Source organism: Nguyenibacter vanlangensis (genome assembly GCF_013376155.1).
Taxonomy (GTDB): domain Bacteria; phylum Pseudomonadota; class Alphaproteobacteria; order Acetobacterales; family Acetobacteraceae; genus Gluconacetobacter; species Gluconacetobacter vanlangensis.
This window is the reverse complement of sequence record NZ_JABXXP010000668.1, coordinates 1-1,514: the sequence shown is the minus strand read 5'-3', so window position 1 is coordinate 1,514 and position 1,514 is coordinate 1. Positions and strand designations below refer to the sequence as shown.

The 1,514-nt window shown below is 67.8% G+C and carries 1 protein-coding gene; it reads left to right on the top strand.

The window, feature by feature from the left end; translation table 11 throughout:
* Window positions 1-220 precede the first annotated feature (220 nt).
* Complete coding sequence (locus HUK84_RS17845; protein WP_176641447.1) at window positions 221-1,423, top strand: pyridoxal phosphate-dependent aminotransferase; 1,203 nt, start codon at window positions 221-223, stop codon at window positions 1,421-1,423.
* The last annotated feature ends 91 nt before the right edge of the window (window positions 1,424-1,514 follow it).

Below are 1,514 nucleotides of genomic sequence, written 5' to 3'. Positions count from 1 at the left end.
GGCGTTGGGGCAGGACGCGCCGTCGATCGGGGGAGGGCCGGCCGCGGCGGGGACGGCGGCCTGAGAGGATGGTCGCCCGGGAGAAAGAAGGGCCCGGGGGAATGGCTGGGGGGCGGCGATCCTCGGTTTCCTTGGGCGTGGGTTCGCATTACGGTGGCGGGGACGGGGCCGGGTGCGGAGCCCGCCGCGTTTCCCCCTGATTTTCTGGATCTTCGGTACCATGGACCTTATCGCCGCGCGTCTGAACAAGATCAGCCCCAGTCAGACGATCGCCATCTCGACCAAAGCGCGCGCCCTGAAGGCTGCCGGCAGGGACATCATCAGCCTGTCGGCCGGCGAGCCGGATTTCGACACCCCGCGCAACATCAAGGATGCGGCGATCCGCGCGATCGAGGGCGGAGAGACGAAATATACCGACGTGGCCGGGACGCCGGCGCTGCGCCAGGCGGTGGCGGAGCGGTTCCGCATCGATTCCGGGCTGGATTACACGTCCGACGAGATCATCGTGTCGTCCGGCGGCAAGCAGGTGATCTATAACGCCATGGTCGCCACCCTGAACCCGGGGGACGAGGCGATCATCCCGGCGCCGTGCTGGGTGTCCTATCCCGACATCGTGGCGCTGGCCGACGGCGTGCCGGTGATCGTGCCTTGTGCCGCGGAGAACGGGTTCAAGCTGCGGGCCGCGGACCTGGAGGCGGCGATCACGCCGCGGACCAAGTGGTTCTTCCTGAATTCGCCGTGCAATCCGACGGGGGCGGCCTATTCCGCCGAGGATCTGCGCCCGATCTGCGACGTGCTTCTGCGGCATCCGGATGTCTGGATCTTTACCGACGATATCTATGACAAGCTGGTCTATGACGGGTTCGTGCCCGCCACGATCGTGCAGGTCGAGCCGAAGCTGCGCGACCGGACGGTGACGATGAATGGCGTGTCCAAGGCCTATGCCATGACCGGCTGGCGCATCGGCTTTGCCGGCGCGCCAGCGGTGCTGACCAAGGCGATGAACAAGCTGCAGAGCCAGTCGACCTCGGGCAGTTCGTCGATCAGCCAGGCGGCGGCGCTGGAGGCGCTGTCGGGGCCGCAGGATTTCATCGCCGACATGGTGCAAGCCTATGTCGCGCGGCGCGACCTCGTGGTGGGGATGCTGAACCAGGCCAGGGGCCTGACATGCCACCGGCCGGAAGGCGCGTTCTATGTCTTTCCGTCGATGGAGGGCTGCCTGGGCAAGGTGAGCGCCGGGGGGACGGAGATCGTGGATGACGAAGCCTTCGTCACCGCGCTGCTGGAAGAGGAGGGGGTTGCGGCGGTGCATGGCGCGGCGTTCATGTTCGCCGGGCATTTCCGCGTGTCCTATGCCACCGATACCGAGAGCCTGCGCGAGGCCTGCATGCGCATCCAGCGCTTCTGCGCCGGGCTGCGCTGACGGGGGGCGGAGGCGAGCATGACCGATGCAGGGGGCCCGGGGTTTGCCGGGCGGATGGCGCGGCTGGAGGCGCCGGCCACCATCGCGATGT

Coding starts and splice junctions, on each gene's coding strand:
- HUK84_RS17845 (WP_176641447.1), top strand. CDS start 221: ATGGACCTTATCGCCGCGCGTCTGAACAAGATCAGCCCCAGTCAGACG.